Origin of the sequence: Actinoplanes sp. NPDC049265 (assembly GCF_043197135.1) — a bacterium.
In the GTDB taxonomy this organism is placed as follows: Bacteria; Actinomycetota; Actinomycetes; order Mycobacteriales; family Micromonosporaceae; genus Actinoplanes.
Map to the genome: position 1 here is coordinate 73327 of NZ_JBICSP010000030.1, position 18365 is coordinate 91691.

At 68.9% G+C, this 18365-nt stretch carries 11 protein-coding genes; 5 read left to right on the forward strand and 6 right to left on the reverse strand.

Annotated elements, in window-relative coordinates; translation table 11 throughout:
• The first annotated feature begins 139 nt into the window (after positions 1-139).
• Positions 140-886 carry a S1 family peptidase gene (locus tag ACGFIO_RS41130; protein ID WP_392835898.1) on the forward strand — a complete coding sequence of 249 codons (747 nt, stop codon included), beginning with the start codon at positions 140-142 and terminating at the stop codon, positions 884-886.
• Between the two features lie 77 nt (positions 887-963).
• Here ACGFIO_RS41130 and ACGFIO_RS41135 read toward each other — a convergent pair whose 3' ends face one another.
• The 4 genes from ACGFIO_RS41135 to ACGFIO_RS41150 all read right to left on the reverse strand — a co-directional run bounded on the left by ACGFIO_RS41135 (position 964) and on the right by ACGFIO_RS41150 (position 3803).
• Positions 964-1446 carry a cupin domain-containing protein gene (locus ACGFIO_RS41135; RefSeq protein ID WP_392835900.1) on the reverse strand — a complete coding sequence of 161 codons (483 nt, stop codon included), beginning with the start codon at positions 1444-1446 and terminating at the stop codon, positions 964-966.
• A 61-nt stretch (positions 1447-1507) separates the two neighbouring features.
• Entirely contained in the window at positions 1508-3046 is a 1539-nt protein-coding gene (locus tag ACGFIO_RS41140) for a GMC family oxidoreductase (protein WP_392835902.1), read from the reverse strand.
• A 32-nt stretch (positions 3047-3078) separates the two neighbouring features.
• A complete protein-coding gene (locus tag ACGFIO_RS41145; protein WP_392835904.1) occupies positions 3079-3243 on the reverse strand; it encodes a hypothetical protein in 165 nt (54 codons plus the stop codon).
• A gap of 137 nt (positions 3244-3380) precedes the next feature.
• Positions 3381-3803: a nuclear transport factor 2 family protein gene (locus ACGFIO_RS41150; protein ID WP_392835906.1), complete on the reverse strand. Its 423-nt coding sequence runs from the start codon at positions 3801-3803 to the stop codon at positions 3381-3383.
• A 383-nt stretch (positions 3804-4186) separates the two neighbouring features.
• Here ACGFIO_RS41150 and ACGFIO_RS41155 point away from each other — a divergent pair, with 383 nt between their 5' ends.
• From ACGFIO_RS41155 to ACGFIO_RS41170, 4 genes are all read left to right on the forward strand, one after another.
• Complete coding sequence (locus ACGFIO_RS41155) at positions 4187-7387, forward strand: family 78 glycoside hydrolase catalytic domain (RefSeq protein WP_392835908.1); 3201 nt, start codon at positions 4187-4189, stop codon at positions 7385-7387.
• A 207-nt stretch (positions 7388-7594) separates the two neighbouring features.
• Positions 7595-8593 (forward strand): HD domain-containing protein, encoded by a 999-nt coding sequence (locus ACGFIO_RS41160; RefSeq protein ID WP_392835911.1) that lies wholly within the window; start codon positions 7595-7597, stop codon positions 8591-8593.
• A gap of 357 nt (positions 8594-8950) precedes the next feature.
• Positions 8951-9388 carry a chemotaxis protein CheW gene (locus tag ACGFIO_RS41165; protein ID WP_392835913.1) on the forward strand — a complete coding sequence of 146 codons (438 nt, stop codon included), beginning with the start codon at positions 8951-8953 and terminating at the stop codon, positions 9386-9388.
• 446 nt (positions 9389-9834) lie between these two features.
• On the forward strand, positions 9835-10704 hold the full coding sequence (locus ACGFIO_RS41170; RefSeq protein WP_392835914.1) for a hypothetical protein: 870 nt from the start codon (positions 9835-9837) through the stop codon (positions 10702-10704).
• Here ACGFIO_RS41170 and ACGFIO_RS41175 read toward each other — a convergent pair.
• Both ACGFIO_RS41175 and ACGFIO_RS41180 read right to left on the reverse strand, forming a co-directional pair.
• Positions 10694-11005 carry a DUF4326 domain-containing protein gene (locus ACGFIO_RS41175; protein ID WP_392835915.1) on the reverse strand — a complete coding sequence of 104 codons (312 nt, stop codon included), beginning with the start codon at positions 11003-11005 and terminating at the stop codon, positions 10694-10696. The two genes, ACGFIO_RS41170 and ACGFIO_RS41175, sit on opposite strands and share 11 nt — an antisense overlap.
• A gap of 699 nt (positions 11006-11704) precedes the next feature.
• Positions 11705-18352, reverse strand: coding sequence for a SpvB/TcaC N-terminal domain-containing protein (locus ACGFIO_RS41180; RefSeq protein WP_392835917.1), 6648 nt, complete (start codon positions 18350-18352; stop codon positions 11705-11707).
• Positions 18353-18365: the final 13 nt, after the last annotated feature.

The window sequence follows — 18365 nt, forward strand, 5'->3', positions numbered from 1 at the left end:
GTCGCGCCGACCGGGCAAAGCCATGGCGCACAAGGGCACAACACAGAGAGACGTGCCTTCACTATTGCAACGCGACATTGCGACTCGCGACCATCGATGCGCTCAGGTCGAGCGTCATCCTTCTCGAGAGTGGAGAGCCATGCGTGTACGCATGCCCGTGGCCGTCGTGGTCGCCGTGGCCGCAGCGGTAGGGATTCCTGTTTCGCCGGCTTCCGCGGCACTGCCCGGCGTCCCGATCCGCATCGTCGGCGGCGGACCGGCCGGACCGGCCCCCTACCTGGCCCAGGTCTTCGACGTCCGTCCCGCCCAGGGCGACGTGTTCCAGTGTGGCGGCACCCTCGTGGCCGACAGCTGGGTCCTGACCGCCCGCCACTGCCTCGCCGACGCGGGCGAGACCACCGCGATCCGCATCGGCCGCACCGAACTCGGCGGCGGCACCCGCATCGCCGTGGACGAGTCGCGGACCCCTCCCGCGGCCGGCGATGTCGCACTGCTCCATCTGGCCGCTCCGGTCGACATCGCGCCGGTCGGTCTCGCCAGCACCGACCCGGCGCTGCCGACCCACGGCACGATGTACGGGTGGGGAGCCGAGGCCGCCGAAGCGCCGGGGCAGCCGCCAGTGATGTCACCGGTTCTGAAGCAGGCCAGCACCTTCATCTTCACCGACGAGAACGCCGACGGCGACGGTGGTCCCGGCCTGTCCTCGTGGAGCCTGGGCGGGACCGGCGCCGGTTACAAGGGCGACTCCGGCGGCCCGCTCATCGTCGACGGAACGCAGGTCGGGGTCATCAGCACCAGCGTCGGCGCTCCTCGCTCCGACGGGTTCAACGACCACGCCAGCGTGGCCCGCAACCGCGACTGGATCCGCTCGGTCACGGGAGCCTGAGAACGGGCGTCACCGCCGCGCCTCGCCACGGCCGGGCGCACGCACGCTGCCCGGCCGTGGCGAGGCGGCCGGCTCTCTCAGGACCGCGACCTCGGCGGGAGGGCGCCGGGCGGCCCGAGCTGGACGTCACCCAGCTCGGTCGCCACCCGCAGGAACCGCTCCGGATCGAACTCGATGCCGGCTTCCACCTGCCGCTCGGGAATGCCGACTCGGCTGATCAGCTCGGCGAAACCCGCGGGCGAGGATATCTGCAGAGCCCGGCAGCCGGTGGGCCCGGCCTGGAGAGCGTGCTGCGTTCCCATCCGTACGACGTAGTAGTCACCGGAGCGCAGCGTCAGCGCCTCGTCGCCGGCCCAGACGTGCAGGGAACCCTCCACCACCCAGAATCGTTCGTCGTACCGGGTGTGCATGTGCAGCGAGGTCCGGGCGCCGGCCGCTTGATAGGTGTCAGTGAAGTCGTGCCGGCCGTCGGTCTCGTCGCCGAAGGTCAGGATCGTCGTGGATGTCGACTCACTCAACCGGAAGACACGGTCCCGGCTCTCGTCCGAGGTAATGCTCATGCGTTCTTACCCTCCACTGTCTGGAACGTTTCAGTCGTAGTCGTGGCCGGTCGAGGCGGGATCAGCCGCCGCCGATGAGGTCGGCCGCCCGCGCGCCGATCGCCACACATGGCGCCATGGTGTTGCCCGAGGTCACGCCGGGGAGCACTGACGCGTCGACCACCCGCAGGTCGCCGACCCCCCACACCCGGAGTTCCGGGTCGACGACCGCGGTTCGATCCAGGCCGGCCCGGGCCGTACCGCTCTGGTGCCAGAACGTGCTCGCCGCGGTGCGCAGATAGGCCACGACGTCGGCGTCGGAAACCTGGCCCGGCACACCACGGTCGCCTCGATATTCGTCCATCGGCCGCGAGTGCGCGACGGCCTCGGCGAACCGGAACCCTTCGACCGCGTCGCGGACGTCGTCCGGATCGTCGAGGAAGCCGGTCACGATCATGGGGTCCGCCGCCGGATCGGACGAGCGCAGCCGCACCGAGCCGCGCGAACGCAAGCGCATGCCCAGCAGAAAGGTGAACGCTGGATCCGGGTGCCCGTAGCGGGCCTCGGCCTCGGGACTCATGAACGCGGCGGCGCCCGAGTACATGACGAACCGTGGCGATCGCGGCCGACCGTCCGTACCCCAGAAGCACACCGCCTGTGCCCGAGGCGGCGGCGGCAGGTCTCGCCCGGCCGCCTCCCACACACAACCGAACAGCAGGTGGTCGTCGAGGTTCTCGCCCACACCGGGAAGATCGGTTTGTACGGGAATGTCGAGCGATTCCAGGTGCCGAGCCGGGCCGATGCCGGATCGCAGGAGAACCTTCGGAGTCTGCACGGCCCCGAGGCTGAGCACCACCTCACGCGCGGCGCGGAAGGTGACCGGCCGGCCGTCGGCGAACGCTTCGATGCCGACCGCCCGGCCGCCTTCGACGAGGACCCGGTCGACCCGGACTCCGGTCAGGACCGTGAGGTTGTCCTGATGCAGCCGGGGTGCCACGAACGCACGGTAAGGCGATCGGCGCTCGCCGTTGTCGATGATCTCGTCGCGCACGGCGCAGCCGGCCCCACGCTCGGCGAGTTCGCCGTTCGGGCTGTCGAAGCGTTCGAGACCCAGCTGTTCGGCCCCGTCGAGCATGGCGTGGAAGAACGGATGCACCTGCTGCGCCGGCTGGATGTGCATCGGACCCCGACTGCCTCGGCGGGCCGCGTCCGGCTTCCCTCGCCACGTCTCCAGCCGGCGGTAGACGTCGAGCATCGAGCGATAGTTCCACCGCGGATCCGCGCAGTTCTCGGCGAAATCGTCCCAGTCGCGCTGGTGACCCCGGGACCAGACGCCGACGTTGATGCTCGAGCCTCCGCCGAGCCCTTTGCCCATCGAGTACAACAGGCGCCGACCGGCCGTCTGAGCGCCCGGTTCGGTGCGATAGCCCCAATCACGTTCGCTGCCCAGGTTCTCCGGCCATCGATCAGGATCGGAAACTCGCCCGTCCGCGTCGGCGGGACCGGCTTCGACCAGTAGCACGCGCAACGACTGATCACCGGCGAGTAGACCCGCGACCGTCGAACCGCCCGCTCCCGCCCCGCAGACGATGACGTCGAACTCGGTCCTGGACCTCTCCATGTACTGCCCTTCTTCTCGCTCCTGAGGCGCGTTCAGTTGCCGCCGTCGCCACCACCGCCGTCGCCACCACCGTCATAGCTCCCGCCGTCATAGCCAGAACCCGGTTGATAGCGACTCGGTCTCCGCGCCCGGCGGCTGAGTGACAGCAAAACGACCGTCGTGAAGCCGAAGACGGCGAGACAGAGGATCGACGTCATCCGCAAGTCCTTTCCGATCGCGAGACCCCTCCCAGGCTTGGCCGAGGCGTTGACCTCTTGACGGATCGGACGCGGCCGCTGTTCATGGCGGGCCGACTTCGCCCACCCGGCAGCGGCCACGCCACCCTCGTGACTGGTCAGAAGCCTTGACTCCGCGCGCTCTCCAGGGTTTCGGCCAGTACCAGTGGGTTGAGGTAGTCGCGATACGAGACGACCAGGCCTTCCTTGATCCGCAAGACGGCGATGATCGTCTGGTGCAAGGGTGCGCCGGTGGGGATCACGGTGCCGTGCGCCTCGTACTCGACGATCACGACCTGCGGATCGGTGGTCTCGTGGATCACCGTGTCGCGGTACTCGTCGAACTTGACGAGGCCGTTGGCCTGGGCGGTGAGGAACGTGCGGATCTGGTCGCGGCCCTCCACCCGGCCCGGGATGCCGGCCGGTCGGTACGGCCACTCGACATACCCGTCCGGCGCGAACAGCCTGACGAAGGTTTCGGTGTCCTGCTCGCGGCCGGCGCGCAGGATCCGCTCGACGACTTCACGTGACGTGGCGGTCATGACCACTCCATTCATTCAACGTATGTTGAATGAGAGTAGAACGACAGCGCTTTTCGGTCAACACCTGTTGAATGAATCCGTGACAGCGTGCGAGACGCCGAGGCAACACCCCCGTTCGCACTGTCGGCGCGTCGATCGCCGACAACGGATGGGAGCCCTGATGAACACGGCGTGGGATCAGAGCGTCCACAACGGATTAGGTCGGCTGAGTCACCGCAGCCCGCGGCCATCGCACCCGCACCGATTCCCCGCTGACCTTCCCCGAGGTTCGCGTTGCCGGTTGACACACACTGACTGTCCGCAGCAGAGTGGCCGTACTAGCCCAAGGATCTGACGCCGTCACATTTGGTGATCTTGAAACGATTCATTCGGGAGGCGAGTGCATGATGGACAAGCGTCGTTTCAGGGCATCGCTCCTCGGGCTGATCGTGGTCGCTCTGCCGGTCGGTCCCGGAACCGCCGCCCGCGCCCTCGAACCCACCGTCCCGCCGGTCGACGGGCTCAGCGTCGAACATCAGATCGAACCGCTGGCCGTGGACGTCCCGCGCCCGCGTCTCGGCTGGAGACTCTCCGGCGGCCGGAGCGCTCAGCAGTCGGCGTACGAGATCGTGGTCTCGACGTCACCCGGCGGCCCGGCCGACGTCTGGCGCAGCGGACGGGTCGACTCGGCGCAATCCTTCGATGTCGAGTACGGCGGGCCGGCCCTCACCTCGCGCACCCGCTACTACTGGCGGGTCCGCGTCTGGCCGGATCCCCAGCACGTCTCCCGGTGGAGCCGGCCGGCGTCGTTCGAGACAGCGTTCCTGAGGCCCACCGACTTTCTCGGCGGCTGGATCGGCGCACGCCGGACGATACCCACGCCGGCGCTCTCGGGTGCCGCCTGGATCTGGTACCCCGAAGGCGATCCGGCGGCCTCGGCCCCCGCCGGCACGCGCTACTTCCGGCGTACGTTCGACCTGCCGGCCGGCGCGCCTATCACCGCGGCGGAACTGCAGATCACCGCCGACGACTCGTTCAGCGTCCTGGTCAACGGCCGGTCGGCCGGTCACTCGGCCGCCGGGGCCGACACCTGGCGTACCGCCTCGATCATCGATCTCACCGCCTCGCTGCGACCGGGCCCGAACGTCATCGCCGTCGAGGCGACCAACGCGCAACCCGGTCCGGCCGGGCTGCTGGCCAAACTTCACGTCGACACCTCGGGCGGACCGGCCGGCCTGGTGACCGACGGATCGTGGAGGTCGGCGGCCGGCCCGGAGCCGGGATGGGAACAGATCGGCTTCGACGACGCGGCCTGGCCCGCCGCGCACGTGGGTCCCGCGTACGGCGGCGGGCCGTGGGGCAGCTCGGTCGCCGCCCTACCACCCCCGGAAACCTTACTGCGCCGGGATTTCACCCTCGGACGGCCGATCGCCTCGGCCCGCGCCTACATCGCCGGGCTGGGCTACAACAAGCTCTACCTCAACGGGCGGCGGATCGGCGACCACGAACTCGACCCCGGATTCACCGTCTACGACAAGACCTACCTCTACAGCACGTACGACGTCACCTCGACACTACGGCGCGGGGCCAACGCGATCGGCGTGAGCCTCGGGCGCGGCTTCCACTCGATGACCGACCCGGACGAGTGGAAGGCCTCGGCCTGGTGGGGCGAGCCGAAACTCAAGCTCGAACTGGACGTCACCTACCGGGACGGAACCCGTACGAGGCTGCTCAGCGACAACAGCTGGACCGTGGCCGACGGCCCGACCCGCTCGGAGTCCCTCTGGTTCGGCGAGACCTACGACGCCCGCCTCGACCGGCCGGGATGGGACCGGCCGGGCTACGACCAAACCGGCTGGACGCCCGCCGTCAACGTGGATCCGCCCGGTGGCACGCCACGGTCCCAGGCGTTCCCGGCCGTCAAGGTGACCGAGCCGCTGCACGTCGCGGCCGTCACCACCCCCGTCGCCGGTTCACATGTGTACGACTTCGGCGGTCCGACGGCCGGATGGGCGCGGATCGGCGTACGCGGGCCGTCCGGCACGACGGTACGGATCGTCTACGGCGAGAAGCTGCGCGCGGACGGCACCGTCGACAACACCGGCGGGTTCGGCCTGCGGTTGCAGTCGTACGCGTACACCCTCAACGGCAGTGGCCTGGAGACCTACCAGCCCAGCTACAGCTATGCCGGTTTCCGTTACGCCCAGATCACCGTCCCGCCCGGCGTCACCCTCGCATCCGTCCAGGGCGTACGGGTGCACACCGCCGTCTCCCCCACCGGCGGTTTCCGCAGCTCCAGCGATCTGCTCAACCGCTACCAGAACGCGCAGGCCGACACGATCCTCAACAACCTGCACTCGATCCCGACCGACACCCCGATGTACGAGAAGCGTCCGTACACCGCCGACGGTTATCTGTACGCCGACTCCGCCATCCTGAACTTCGACATGCGCGGGTTCTACGAGAATTGGACGCGGTCGCATCGCGACGACCAGAACCCGGACGGGTCACTGGGGATCACCGAGCCCACCACCGAATCGGGGCGGGCGGTCAAGGACCCCGTCTGGTCGGCGAGCCTGGTCCAGATCACCTGGGACCTGTACTGGTACTACGGCGACCGGCGGGCCGTCGAGGACAACTACGACAGCATGAAGGCCTGGCTCGGGTACTACGAGCGCACCATCGCGGCGACGGGCAACATCTACACCGGTTTCAGCTATGGCGACTGGCTCGCGCCCGGTTACGCCTTCGCGCCCGAGGGGACCCGCCTGGTCGGCACCGCCACCCTCTACCAGACCACGACCAGGATGGCCGAGATGGCGAAAGCTCTGGGCCGCACCGGCGACGCCGCCCACTACACCACCCTGGCGGCGAGCATCGCCACCGCCTTCAACGCGGCCTTCCTGGACGAGCCGGCCGGCGTCTACTACGACAACCGGGACGCCGGATACCGCCAGACCTCCAACCTGCTCCCCCTGGCCCTGGGCCTGGTCCCGCGGGCCAGCCGCCCGGCGGTGGTGGACAACCTGATCGCCGACATCCGCGGCCGCGGAACGCACCTCAACACCGGCGCACTCGGCACCAAGGCCCTGCTGCCCGTCCTCACCGACAGCGGACACGCCGACCTCGCCTACCAGGTCGCCACCAACCCCACCGCGCCCGGCTGGGGCTACTGGTTCCAGAGCCTCGGCGCCACCACGATGTGGGAGGAGTGGGCCGCCACCTCGCGCTCGCACGACCACGCGTTCCTCGGCACCGTCGACGACTGGCTCTACCAGTACGTCGCCGGCATCCAGCCGGCCGCACCCGGCTACACCGACGTCGTCATCAAGCCGCACCCGATGGGGGATCTGCGCCACGCCGCCGGCCACGTCGACACCCCGCTCGGCGAGGTGAGCTCCGGCTGGACGAGGTCGGCCGGCCACCTCACGCTGCAGACGCGGATACCGGCCGGCGGGCGGGCCACGGTGTTCGTACCCGCCCGCAGCCGGGCGGCCGTCGTGGCCTCACCCGGAGCACGTTTCATCGGCACCACCGACGGCTACGTGAAGTTCGCCGCCGGACCGGGCCGCCACTCCTTCCGAGCAGCCGGGCCAGGGGCCTGACAGCCCGGTCGCGTACGCCGAGATCACCCACGAACTGTTCCGGACGGAGCCGCTTTATGCCGGCCTCATGGTGAACCGGCCCAGTTCGGGGAAGCGCCCGGCCACGGCCAGCGCCGCCCGCTGAGGCTTCGCGATTGGCGAGGATCCGGTGGTACGTGGCACTCGTGCCAATTCCGGCCGGCGGCGGCCGGGCGTAACTTCCGGTTCGTGGCTATCGAGAACCGCATGAGCGGGCCGGACGGAACCTGGGACCTCACCCTGCACACGCCGATCGGTAAGAGGCAGGTCGTCCTCGACCTGTCGACCGACGGCGGTCCGCTGCGGGGCGTCGCGCGCGACACCGGATCGGGCGAGGAGGTCCCCCTGCGGGACGTCGTCCTCGACGGCGATCGGCTGACCTGGGCGCAGACGATCACCAAGCCGATGTGGCTGCACCTCACCTTCGACGTCATCATCTCCGGCGACGAGATGCGCGGGCGGTCCAAGGCCGGCCGGCTGCCCGGCTCCAAGGTCGTCGGACGGCGTACGACGGCCGGGCGTGACAGCGCCGACGAGCCGGATGTCCAGCTGCCGGCCGAGATCGCCAGCGTCCGGATCCCGCGCTCGGAGCTCATCGACGAGACGGTGTCGTACGCGCGCAAGACCTTGTCGGAGGTGCTGTTCAACCACGTCATGCGTACGTTCCTGTTCGGCAGCGTCCTGCAACGGGAAGAAAGCGTCGTGGAGTACGACGAGGAGCTCACGTTCCTCGCCTGCCTCCTGCACGACCTGGGCACGCTGCGCCAGAACTGGACGCCGGAGCAGCGCTTCGAGGTCGACGGGGCCGACGCCGCCGGCGAGTTCCTGGCCGCCCGCGGGCTGACGGCGGACCGGGTCGAGGTCGTCTGGGACGCCATCGCGCTGCACACGGTCTTCGGCATCGCCCTCCGCAAGCGGCCGGAGATCGCCATCGTGTCCCTCGGCGGCGGCCTCGACTTCGCCGGCATCGGTTACGAATCGATGCCTGACGGCTCCATCGACGCCGTGCTCTCGGCGTACCCCCGCCTCGCTTTCAAAGAGGAGGCACGAACCAACATGATCGACATGTACGCCACCAAGCCGGCGATGAACCTGCACTTCCCGGCCCTGTTCGAGCCCGGCCGAGTCCCCGACTTCCGCCCGCCGTTCCTCGTCGAGATGATGATGACGACCCCCTTCGCCTCGTAGCAGGGACTCGGCTTCCGACTACAAGCCCTCCCGAGCCGACACCGCAGAGCGAGACCAGGCGGCCCGGCGAGAACGTCGAGGACGCGTTGCCGGCGGCGTGCGGTGTCGTCCTAACGGGCTCGGGCCAGGGCAGTGCGTTCGACTGACAGGGAGATTTGGGCCCCATTGTGAGTTCTCAGCCAGTCTGATCCGGTATCAGTCGTTGGCCCAAGGCCGGATCAGTCTGTTGAGCAAGCGGCCCCGCAGGTTTTGGGACTGATCACGCCGGATTCCTTGGTTCCGGTACCCGATCTTCCGATATTCCTGGCGATCCGTCGCGGCACGTCCCTCGGCGGACGTCACCCCCGGGGGAGTCGCATGTCCAGTCGCCAGTTCGTTACCTTCGAGGTCGCCGGCCAGTTCTTCGGCGTGAGCGTGGAGGCTGTGCAGGAGGTGCTGTCGTACGGCGAGTACACGCCGGTGCCGATGGCGCCGGACGCGGTCGGAGGACTGTTCAATCTGCGCGGGCAGGTCATCGCTGCGGTGGACCTGCGTGTTCAGTTCGGGTTGCCGCGCCGGAACATGTCCGGCCAGGTGATGAACGTGATCGTGCGGTACGCCGGTGAGGCGGTGAGTCTGCTGGTGGACCGCATCGGGCAGGTCGCCGACCTGGACGCCGAGTTGTTCGAGGAATCGCCGGCGCACCTGACCGGCCCGTCACGGGCGCTGGTCACCGGCGCGTACAAGACCGAAGGTCCGCTGCTGCTGGTACTGGACGTCGCCGAGTGTGTGAACACCGCCCGCGTCACGGCCTGAGCTTGTCCCACCTCCCAAGCCTAGGAGCTTCGGGTCCGGCACGATGGTGTCTGGCGAGATGAATCGCCCGAGATGGGGGTCGTAGTGCCGAACGCCGAGCCTCACCAGGGCGTCGGCTCCCGCCGATAGGTGTACTTGCCGACGTGGGAGTTGAAATCCAGGTTGCCTGCGTCGCTGGACCGTACGAGATGAGGGCCGCGGTTTGACCGTGGTGGCGAGCGAGCGAGCGGGCGGATCGGATTGGGGCCGAACGGCTCGCCGCTGGCCGCGACCATCGGCGAGCGTGACCGTCTTCATGGTCGATTTTCGGCGCTGACCGCATGACCACGAATCGGTGATTGTCGTTATCCCGACGGTGTGGGTCACTGTCTCGCGTTCATGAAAGACATCTGCCAGCATCTGTCGCTAGGAGTCATTATGTAAACACTCTTCGTGCGGTTGATGGCGTGACCCAACTATCCTTCTGGGGCCCCGACGACCAGCGCAGCCCTGAGCCCAAGGCTGGCAAGGTAGCGACGTTGCGGCTGTTGATCACCGTCAAGGCGGCACCCAACCCGTCAGCCAGGCACGGTGAGACCGTATGCGTGGGCGCGCTGAGCGTGGACCCGGGCCGGCGCAGCTGGATCCGCCTCTACCCGATCCACTTTCGTGACCTCGACGACGACAACAAGTTCCGCAAGTACGACATCGTCACTGTCGACGCCCTCCCGGCCGTCCAGGACAGGCGTCCGGAGAGCTGGCACCCTATCGTCGGTTCCGTCCGGCCCGAGCACCATCTCAGTACCGGGACCGCCCGGCGCGGCTATCTCGACCCGTACGTCCAGGACTCGATGTGCCGGCTCATCGAGAAGACACGAGAAGCGTCCGACGCCCCGTCGATCGCGCTCATCCGCGCCCATGACATCAGCGGCCTGACCATCACCCGGCACCCGGGCTGGACACCCGAACAACAAGCCAAGATCAACGGCTACCTGGGCCAGCTCGACATCCTCGGTGACCATCACCGCGCACCGCTGCAGGCCCCGCGGTTCACCGGTTCGTACCGGTACCGGTGCGCCGATCCACGCTGCCGCGGCCATCGGCAGAGCCTGCTCGACTGGGAGTTCGTCGCGTTGCAACGTCGCCTCGGCGGGCTCACCGACGCCCAAGCCGCCGGCCAGTTGCGTACCAAGTTCCTCGACCAGTTGTGCTCTGCCGAACGTGAGGTCGCCTTCTACGTCGGCAATCAAGCCGCACGACCACAAGCCTTCAGCATCGGCGGCGTCTACGCCCCGCGTCGAGCCACCAGCCGGCACCGCTTGCGGGTCAACCGATGACGTCCAGCAGGACATCAGCGTGACAGTCGACGTCCAAAGGGCACCAGCACGCCAGCGGGCGCCCCGGTAACTCACGCCGCGCCCGTTCGATCAACTCGGGTCGGTCCTGCAGCCACTGACGGTAAAGCCGCAGCGCTTCCCCACGGCCGTGCGTGCGGACGCTGTAGGGATTTGCCCACGGCGACCGTCGCAGGCCGAAACCCTGACGTCCTACATAGATCGCGTCAAGCGGCACTACCGGATGGTAGAGATCCCCGGACACTCGTACGCGTGTCGAGCGTCTGGCGGGATCCGAATGCACGGCAGCACTTTACGACCTGACGCACCTCGAGAGGGCACTGGTACGCCCATGCTGTCTCCCGGCCAGTTCCCGGGCCAACACCGCAGCGCCGGCGCCCTGATCACCCTACTCAACCGCCACGGCATTCACGCCCGGCCTGCCCGCAACACCACCCTGATCAGCCTCGCCGCAGACCTGCCGGCCGCAGTCCTGGCCGACCTCGTCGGCATGAATCCGCAGACCGCGGTGAAATGGTCACGACTCAGCCAGTCCGATTGGACGGCGTACCTCAGTTCCCGCACCCCGGCTAGGCCCTTTGAGCTGGCAGCTTGGCGTCCGCCTGGTCCATCATGGACCCCGGCGAAGATTTTGATGACAGAGTGTCAAATGCCATCGTGATTGCCTTCGTCGGCATGGTTGCCATCGACATCGTCTGCACCCTATACCATCTGACGCATTCGTAGGCAGCGTCCTCAGGGCTCGCCTTCGTGCCAGAATAGGTGCTTCGAAGCATCACTGGGAAATACTTTCCGGAACCTTTTCACTGATGCCGCTTACTGCACCACGAAGGGCAATGGTTATAGCCGCAGTGACCATAAAGCAAGGTTCTAGGACAGCAGCGATACTGGCCTGGCCCGCACGCTGAGCCCTGCGACGACACACAAGCATTGGATGGTGTTCAGCGAGGTGATGCGTGACGGCTGCACGAGGCGCCGCTTCTCAGCGCAGCCGCTCGCGGGGCTCCGGCGCGGGGCTCCTGATCATCGCAAACGCCGCTGCGCTCAGCACCGTGGCGGGACTCACTCCGAGGGACGCTGCCCATTTGACATATCGATTTCCCGCCATAGCGGTGAGCGCGCCGGCGGAGCTGAGCAGCGTGTATACGCCGGCCTTGCGGTATTCGCCCTCCAGGGCAGCGCCGGCGGACTTCGCGGCATCGACTAATGCGTTGACAACGCCGATCCTTTGGTGAGCGAGGTGTGCGGCGTGACCGGTTAGAATCAATGAGTGGAACAGCATGCCGCCTTGCACCACGAAGCCGACGCTGCCCGCCAGGTTCAGGGTGTTCGCAGGAGTTGCACCGTGGGTCGCCATGTCGTGCGCGTAGTAGCCTCCGCTCGTCAAGCCGCCAATCACCGCCGTGTTTGCCCCCACCCTCGGGAGGAACGACACGGAGGGGAACGGGTGGGGTGACGATGTGAACAGCGACCTGAATGCGTGAATAAAGCCTTTGGAACCTGTCTCGGCATTTTTGTAGGTGCGGTATTCCGCCGCGATGTGCGCGGCCAGCGTCGCGTCGCTGATATCCTTGAGGACCGTGGTCGGCTTCCTCTCCTTCTCTTTTTCGCCGTTGAGCCCGGTCGGGTCGGACAGCGTCACCGGATTGCCTCGGGCGAAGGCGAACAGGTTGAGTCCGTCGAGTTGTCCCGCGGGGTCCGGCGTGCACCATCGACCCTGGCCGGGAAGGTAGTAGCGGCGCCCATGGTCGTACAGGCCGGTGGCCTGGTCGCGTTCCTTGCCGCCGAATCGGTAGCGTTTGGTCGCGGTGGCCTCCGGCCGCCCCAGGATCAGCGCGCTTCCCCCAAATGGCAGATATTCCTCGCAGGTCAGGATGGCGCCGTCGTCGTCCATCTCGTAGGCCACCGAGCCGAGCCGGTCGGTGAGCTGGTAGCGCTTGGCGGCGACGCGCGGTTCTCCGTCGGCCTCGATGTCCACCAGGGCCGCGAGGTGTCCGTCGATGCCGACCCGGACCGTCATTCGAGCCGATCCACTTCGTTCGACGACCAGGTCATCGACGTAGAGCGTCTCGGCGTCTCCGGTCACCCGCCGGACCCGCTTGCCGGTGTGGTCGTACTGGAACCGGGTTGTGGCCTCCTCCAGCCGCGCGGTCGTCGTGCGGCCGAGGTGGTCGTAGCTGAGACGTGCTCCATTCGGCAGTTCGGTCAGGTTGCCTCCGGCGTCGAAGAGGTTGTCCGGCGCCCGTCCGCGCGCCTGCTCCACCGGCACGCCGTGGTTCGCGAACATGGAGACCGCGATCGACCGAGTCTGAACCGCCTCGCCGCGATGCTCCGTTCGTGTCAGGTTGCCTGCGTCGTCGTACTCGTAGCGTTCCGTGTATCGCGCCGGCCTCGTCGCCGCCGTGGCGCGGCCGTCCGGTGAGGCTGATCCGGCCGCCGCCCGGCCGGTCGCGGTGCGCAGCCGGTACAGAGAGTCGTAGCGATAGTCGCCAGAGCCGTCCACGGCCGGTGCCGCGTCGCCCGGGAGGGCCGATCGGTTCGTCAGCCGCGTCACGTTGCCCCGAGGGTCATGGGTATAGCCGACATCGAGAACCGGCGCTTCCGCCCCGGCTCGCGCGAGAATCGCGGTGAGCCGCTGGGTGGTTTCCGAGAACCGGTACTCGACGGTGGTCCCGTTACCGTGCCGTACCAGCGCGGGTTCGCCCCACGGCTGATATTCGACGCCGGTCACGATGGGGGTGTCGCCGGCGCTGGTGCGCACCGCGACGGCCCGGGTCCAGCCGTTGTCGTACCGCTGGTGGATCACTTCCACGCCGGCCGGGCCGGAGGTCGAGATGGGTAGGCCGAGTGCGTCGTACCGGTTGCCGCCCGCCCAGATCTCCGGGGAGAGCGGTACGCCTGCCGGGTCGGTCCAGTCCGCCTCGGCGCGATCGTCGGCCCGATACTGGCGGGCCCAGACCGAAGGGCCGCCGTTCAATGCGTAGGCGCTGCACATCACGACTCCGGCCTGGTCGAATCGCTGGACCACACGGCCGGTTGTGTTGGCACCGGGATCCGAGCCGTATCGCACCAGCTGGGTGTCTTGATCCAGATCGTCGCCGGTGACGTGAACGCGGACCAGCCGCCGCAGTTCGTCGACGTGGCGGGCGACGTGGTAGCCGCGCGGGTCCCAGCTGTCGGTGACGGCGCCCGCGGCGTCGTACAGCGTGATTGTGGGTACTCCAGCGTCCGGTCGGTCGAGGGCTGCCCGGCCCGCATCGCAGGAGCGCAGGGCGATGACGCGGCCGGCCAGATCGTGCGCCGACATGGTGTTGTGGTAGCGCGGCGGCCCGATACCGTCCGGCGTCGTGAAGCGCGCGTCGGCGGTGGCGACGACGTCGCCGCGGGCGTTGAGAAACTGCTGTTCCCGCAGTTCCCGCCGGTTCTGGCCGTCCGGGTCGACGAGGATGTCGGTGATCCGGACGGTTCGGCCGAGGACGTCGCTGTCGTGCACCGCAGGTGTGTCCCGCAGCCGGACCGCCGTGGCCAAGGCCTCCCGCTCCGGCGCGGGCAGATCGGGGTCATCCGCATGTGCGCGGTAGTACGGGGATTCGAGCACGGTGTCGTTTTCGTCGGCGAGCGTCACGTGCCAGGGATGATGTCTCGTGCGGGTGAGGAAGCCGTCTGGTGTCCGCGTCTCCACCTCGCGTCCGGCCGCGTCGTAGCGCGTCCGCCGGTGAGGGGCGGCCGGGCTGATCTCGAAATCCGGCGAGCTCACCCGATAGGGCAGGTAGTGGTGGACGGGTGCGCCCCGATCGTCGTACCGGACGGCCGCTGCGTACACCCAGCTGGCGGCGGGGCCGGTGGTCTCGCGGTCGGCCCGCCCCAGCGGCCGCAGGAAGCCGTCGAGGAAGGACACCTCGACGGCGAGTTGGTCGTCGGGGACGTCGTCATGCTCCTCGGGATGGTGCCAATGCCTGCGCCGCACTGTGACCGACCGAGCCGGTTCGCCCTCCAGGTCGGCCAGGGTGAAGGCGCCGGCGCCCTGGACGAAGCGGAGCGGGTCGGCTAGCACGTCCGCCACGGTCGCGCCAATAATCAGGCTATAGCCGGCCAGCGGGTCGTCGCCGACCAGCCGGCCGTCCCGTATGCCGTGGTGGCTGAGCACCAGTTGCCGGCCAAGCGGATCGTAAAGCACCTCGGACACGTTCGCGTTGATATCCACCACGCGCTTCGGTTGCAGCGCGTAGTAGTCGGTGACGGCCGTGACCTGATGCCCGAGCGCGTTGGTGCTGCTGGTCAGAGCCAGCGCGTACCGGTCGTGCTCCACGGTGGTCATGCCGCCGAACGGGTCCTCGGTCGCCCGCACCAGGTGATGGCGGCCGACATCCTCGTAGTGGATCACCTGCGGCCACGACCACCAGCACCCGTCCTCGTGGCGGTACCCGCAGCGCTGCCGGAGGATCTCGTCGGTCACCCGGTCGCCGTACACCTCGGCCACCAAGGCGTCCGGCAGCACGGCGGTCCGGCTGTGATGCGGCAGGATGTGCGCGCCGATCCGGAACAGCGGCAGCGGGCCGGTCTGCTCGTCGTCCCAGAAGACGCTGCGCCGGCAGCCGGTCAGGTGGGCGAGGACGTCCCCGTCGCCGGACAGGCTCGCCGTCACGATGTCCGCCGCTTGGCCGTGACCTAGATAGCTGGGCGGCGCAGAGAAGCCGGAGAGCCAGTACTGAGTCTCCTCAACGGCCAGGCCGACCACGTGGAACCCGGCCCCGTCGTCCTGGACGTCCACGCCGAGGGGCAGGCCGTTGCGGTAACCGCCGTCGACATGGTTCACCACACCGGCGGTTCGGAGGTGAATCTGCGTGTTCTGCTGTTCCGGCAGGCGTTCCCGGCCCGGTGCCGGGCGCCGGGGGTAGGCCACCATCGCGGTGCGAAGCGGGTGACCGAAGCTGTCGAACCCGACGTTGAGCCAGTGCTCGGTACGCGGGTCATCGGCGTCGTCGCCGTATTCCGACCGTGCGCTCTCCCAATCCACCACCCGATAGACGCCCGGGTGGCCGTCTAGCGGCGGCTGGATCAGGCAGACCGACGGCGTTCTCTGGCTGACCCGGTAGGGGACGTCGCCGGGGCGACCGGCCGGACCCACCCCGAACTCGGTCCCGCAGTACTGCTCGCCGGCCAGCGCCTGCCACGCCTGGTCGACCGCGTCCGCGCCGAGCGCGACGATGGCCGGTTCGATACGTGCCGCCGGCAGCACGAGGGCGCCGGGATCCTGTCGCCGGAGCTCGTCCGCCGCCTGATGCGGCATACCGGGGTCGCCGGCGGGCAGCGCGCCGTTGTGCGTCCAGGTCCGGTGCAGCCGGGCCTCGCCGGTCATCTCGTCGGCGGTGTCACCGGCCGCGGCGGGAAAGTGCCACGTTTGCCGGTCGTCTGAGGGGCGGTCCTGGGACTGGACGAAGCCGAAGCCGCCGAACCGGCGCCGGACCGGGTCGAAGTATCCGTCGCGGTATTGGAACACGCGGTCCAGGCGGCTCCCCGAGGCCGGATCGACCGACTTTACCCGCGCCACAACAGGCACCGGGAAGGGCAGCGTGCTGCTCCACGGCCGCCCGGCGGCACGGTCGGCCAGCGAGTACTCCGTCGAGCTGCGGTACTCGATCTGTGTCGTCGCGCCCGTTCCCGTGCCTATCGTGCAGAGCAGGTACGGCCGTGTTTTGCCGGCGTAGCCGAGATAGCTGTGCCCGCCGCCGACCGCCCGGCTGACCACCAGCGCCGCTGTGCCGTGGCCCAGCAGGTCGGCCATGAGCACGCCGTCGGCCGTCGCGAGGCCGTCCGGCAGCCGGTGCACGACCGGCGGCTCGAAGCAGCGACCGAACCGGTTGCGGTAGAGCTCAACGCGGCCAGGCCGCACGCAGACGAGGTCGTCGGCGCCGTCGCCGTCCACGTCGGCGAGCAGGAGGTGCGACGCTGTGAGCACCGATTCGGCTCGCGGGGCTCCCGGTACCTGCCGTCGGTCACCGAACCGGCCGTGGCCGAGACTGGGCCATACCTCGAAGCCGTCGTCGCTGATCCGCACCAGATGGGACAGCCCGTCGCCGAACACATCGGCGAAGCCGGTGAAAACAGTCTCGCCGCCACCGTCCAGCGCGCTGATGCCCGGCGGCGGCGCGGTCGGGACCGGCGCGGCGAACCCCGCCGTCCCGGCCGACCGGCTCACCCACCAGGTGCCGGCCCACCGGCTGAGCAGGTCGGGACGACCGTCACCCGTGAGGTCCACCAGCCGGGCGGAGGCGTCCCGAAGCTCCGGCGTGTACGCGCGGAAGGGTTCGAAGGCGGTCCAACCGGTGCTCTCGTTGGCGTAGAAGCCGCCCCATGTCCGCTCGGCGATCACCAGGTCGAGCCGGCCGGTGCCGGTGATATCGAGCAGTGCGGCGCGGCGGGACTCCCCCGGCCGGTGGGTCGGCGCCGAGGGCAGCACGGCCGGAGCGGCGAACGCGCCGCCGCCAAGCGGGCGGGCGTAGAGCAAGGCGCCCGGGGCCGCGGTGAGCACTCCGGGCAGGCCGTCGGCGTTGAGGTCGACGAAGCGGACCCTGCCGTGGTCGAAGGGAACGGCACCCCGTACCGCGACGTCACGGAGACCCGTCCGCGCCGGTTCCCACCGGGTGTATCCGAACGTTGTCGCGGGCAGCGACATGGTCCATGCTCCGTCCGGTCCGTCGTCTCGCCGCCCGGTCCGGGTGATGCGGCTGAGCAGGGAAACGCCCGCGTCCTCGTAGTCGAGCGTGGTCTCGCTGACGGTCACCGGCTCGGGTCCGAGCTCCTCCGGCAGATGGTGGGTCACCCGGATGGCGCGGCACAGCCGATCCGTGCGAATCTCGAAGCCGGCGCGGAAGGTTGAGAACGGGTCCGGCCGGGACGCGGGTGCTCCGCCGGTCCGGTCGCCGTAGTCGAAGTGCATGGCGAACGCATACTTGGTCAGCCCGGCATCGTCGCGATACGGCCCGTAGTCGATCCGCGTGAGGTAGCGGTTGGCTGCGTGCTCGTCGCCGGTGTACGTGTACACCGTGCGGTTACCATGCGGGTCGGTCTGCTCCTCGACCAGCCAGCGCCACACATGCCCAGGGTCAGCCGGATCGGCGATGCGGCAGGCCGGGTCGCGGCCGAGCACCGTGCGCTCGTTGCGGCTGCCCACGATGATCCAGAAGGAGTCCACGGGGTCCGCGACGTTCGTCCACCACTCGATAACGTCGAACGTCGACTCGACCCCACGCCGGAAGGCCGCGACACGGTAAGAGCTCCCCTCGAGGCCGGCGACTCGCAGCACCGGCTGCCACGCTCCACCTCCCGGGGCGTACCGCGGCACGAGTATGTCACCGCCGTCCAGCACGAAGGTGTCGTCGCCCGCGTACATGGGCACGCCGAGTTCGGTGCGGCGCGTCACCGACGGCATCGGAAGCTGGAAGCCGAGGCCGAACACGCCGTTGCCGCCCCCGCTGGTGTAGCGCAGGGCCAGGTGAGGTTCCGCTCCCCGGGCCGGCGCGGAGAAGATCGACACCGTCACTTCGGCTGCGCCGGTCACCGTGTCCGGCCGGAAGGTCTCGCCGAGGCCGGCGATCTGCTGCCCGCCCGGCGCGGCGATTTCCGGCATCGTGGCGGGACCG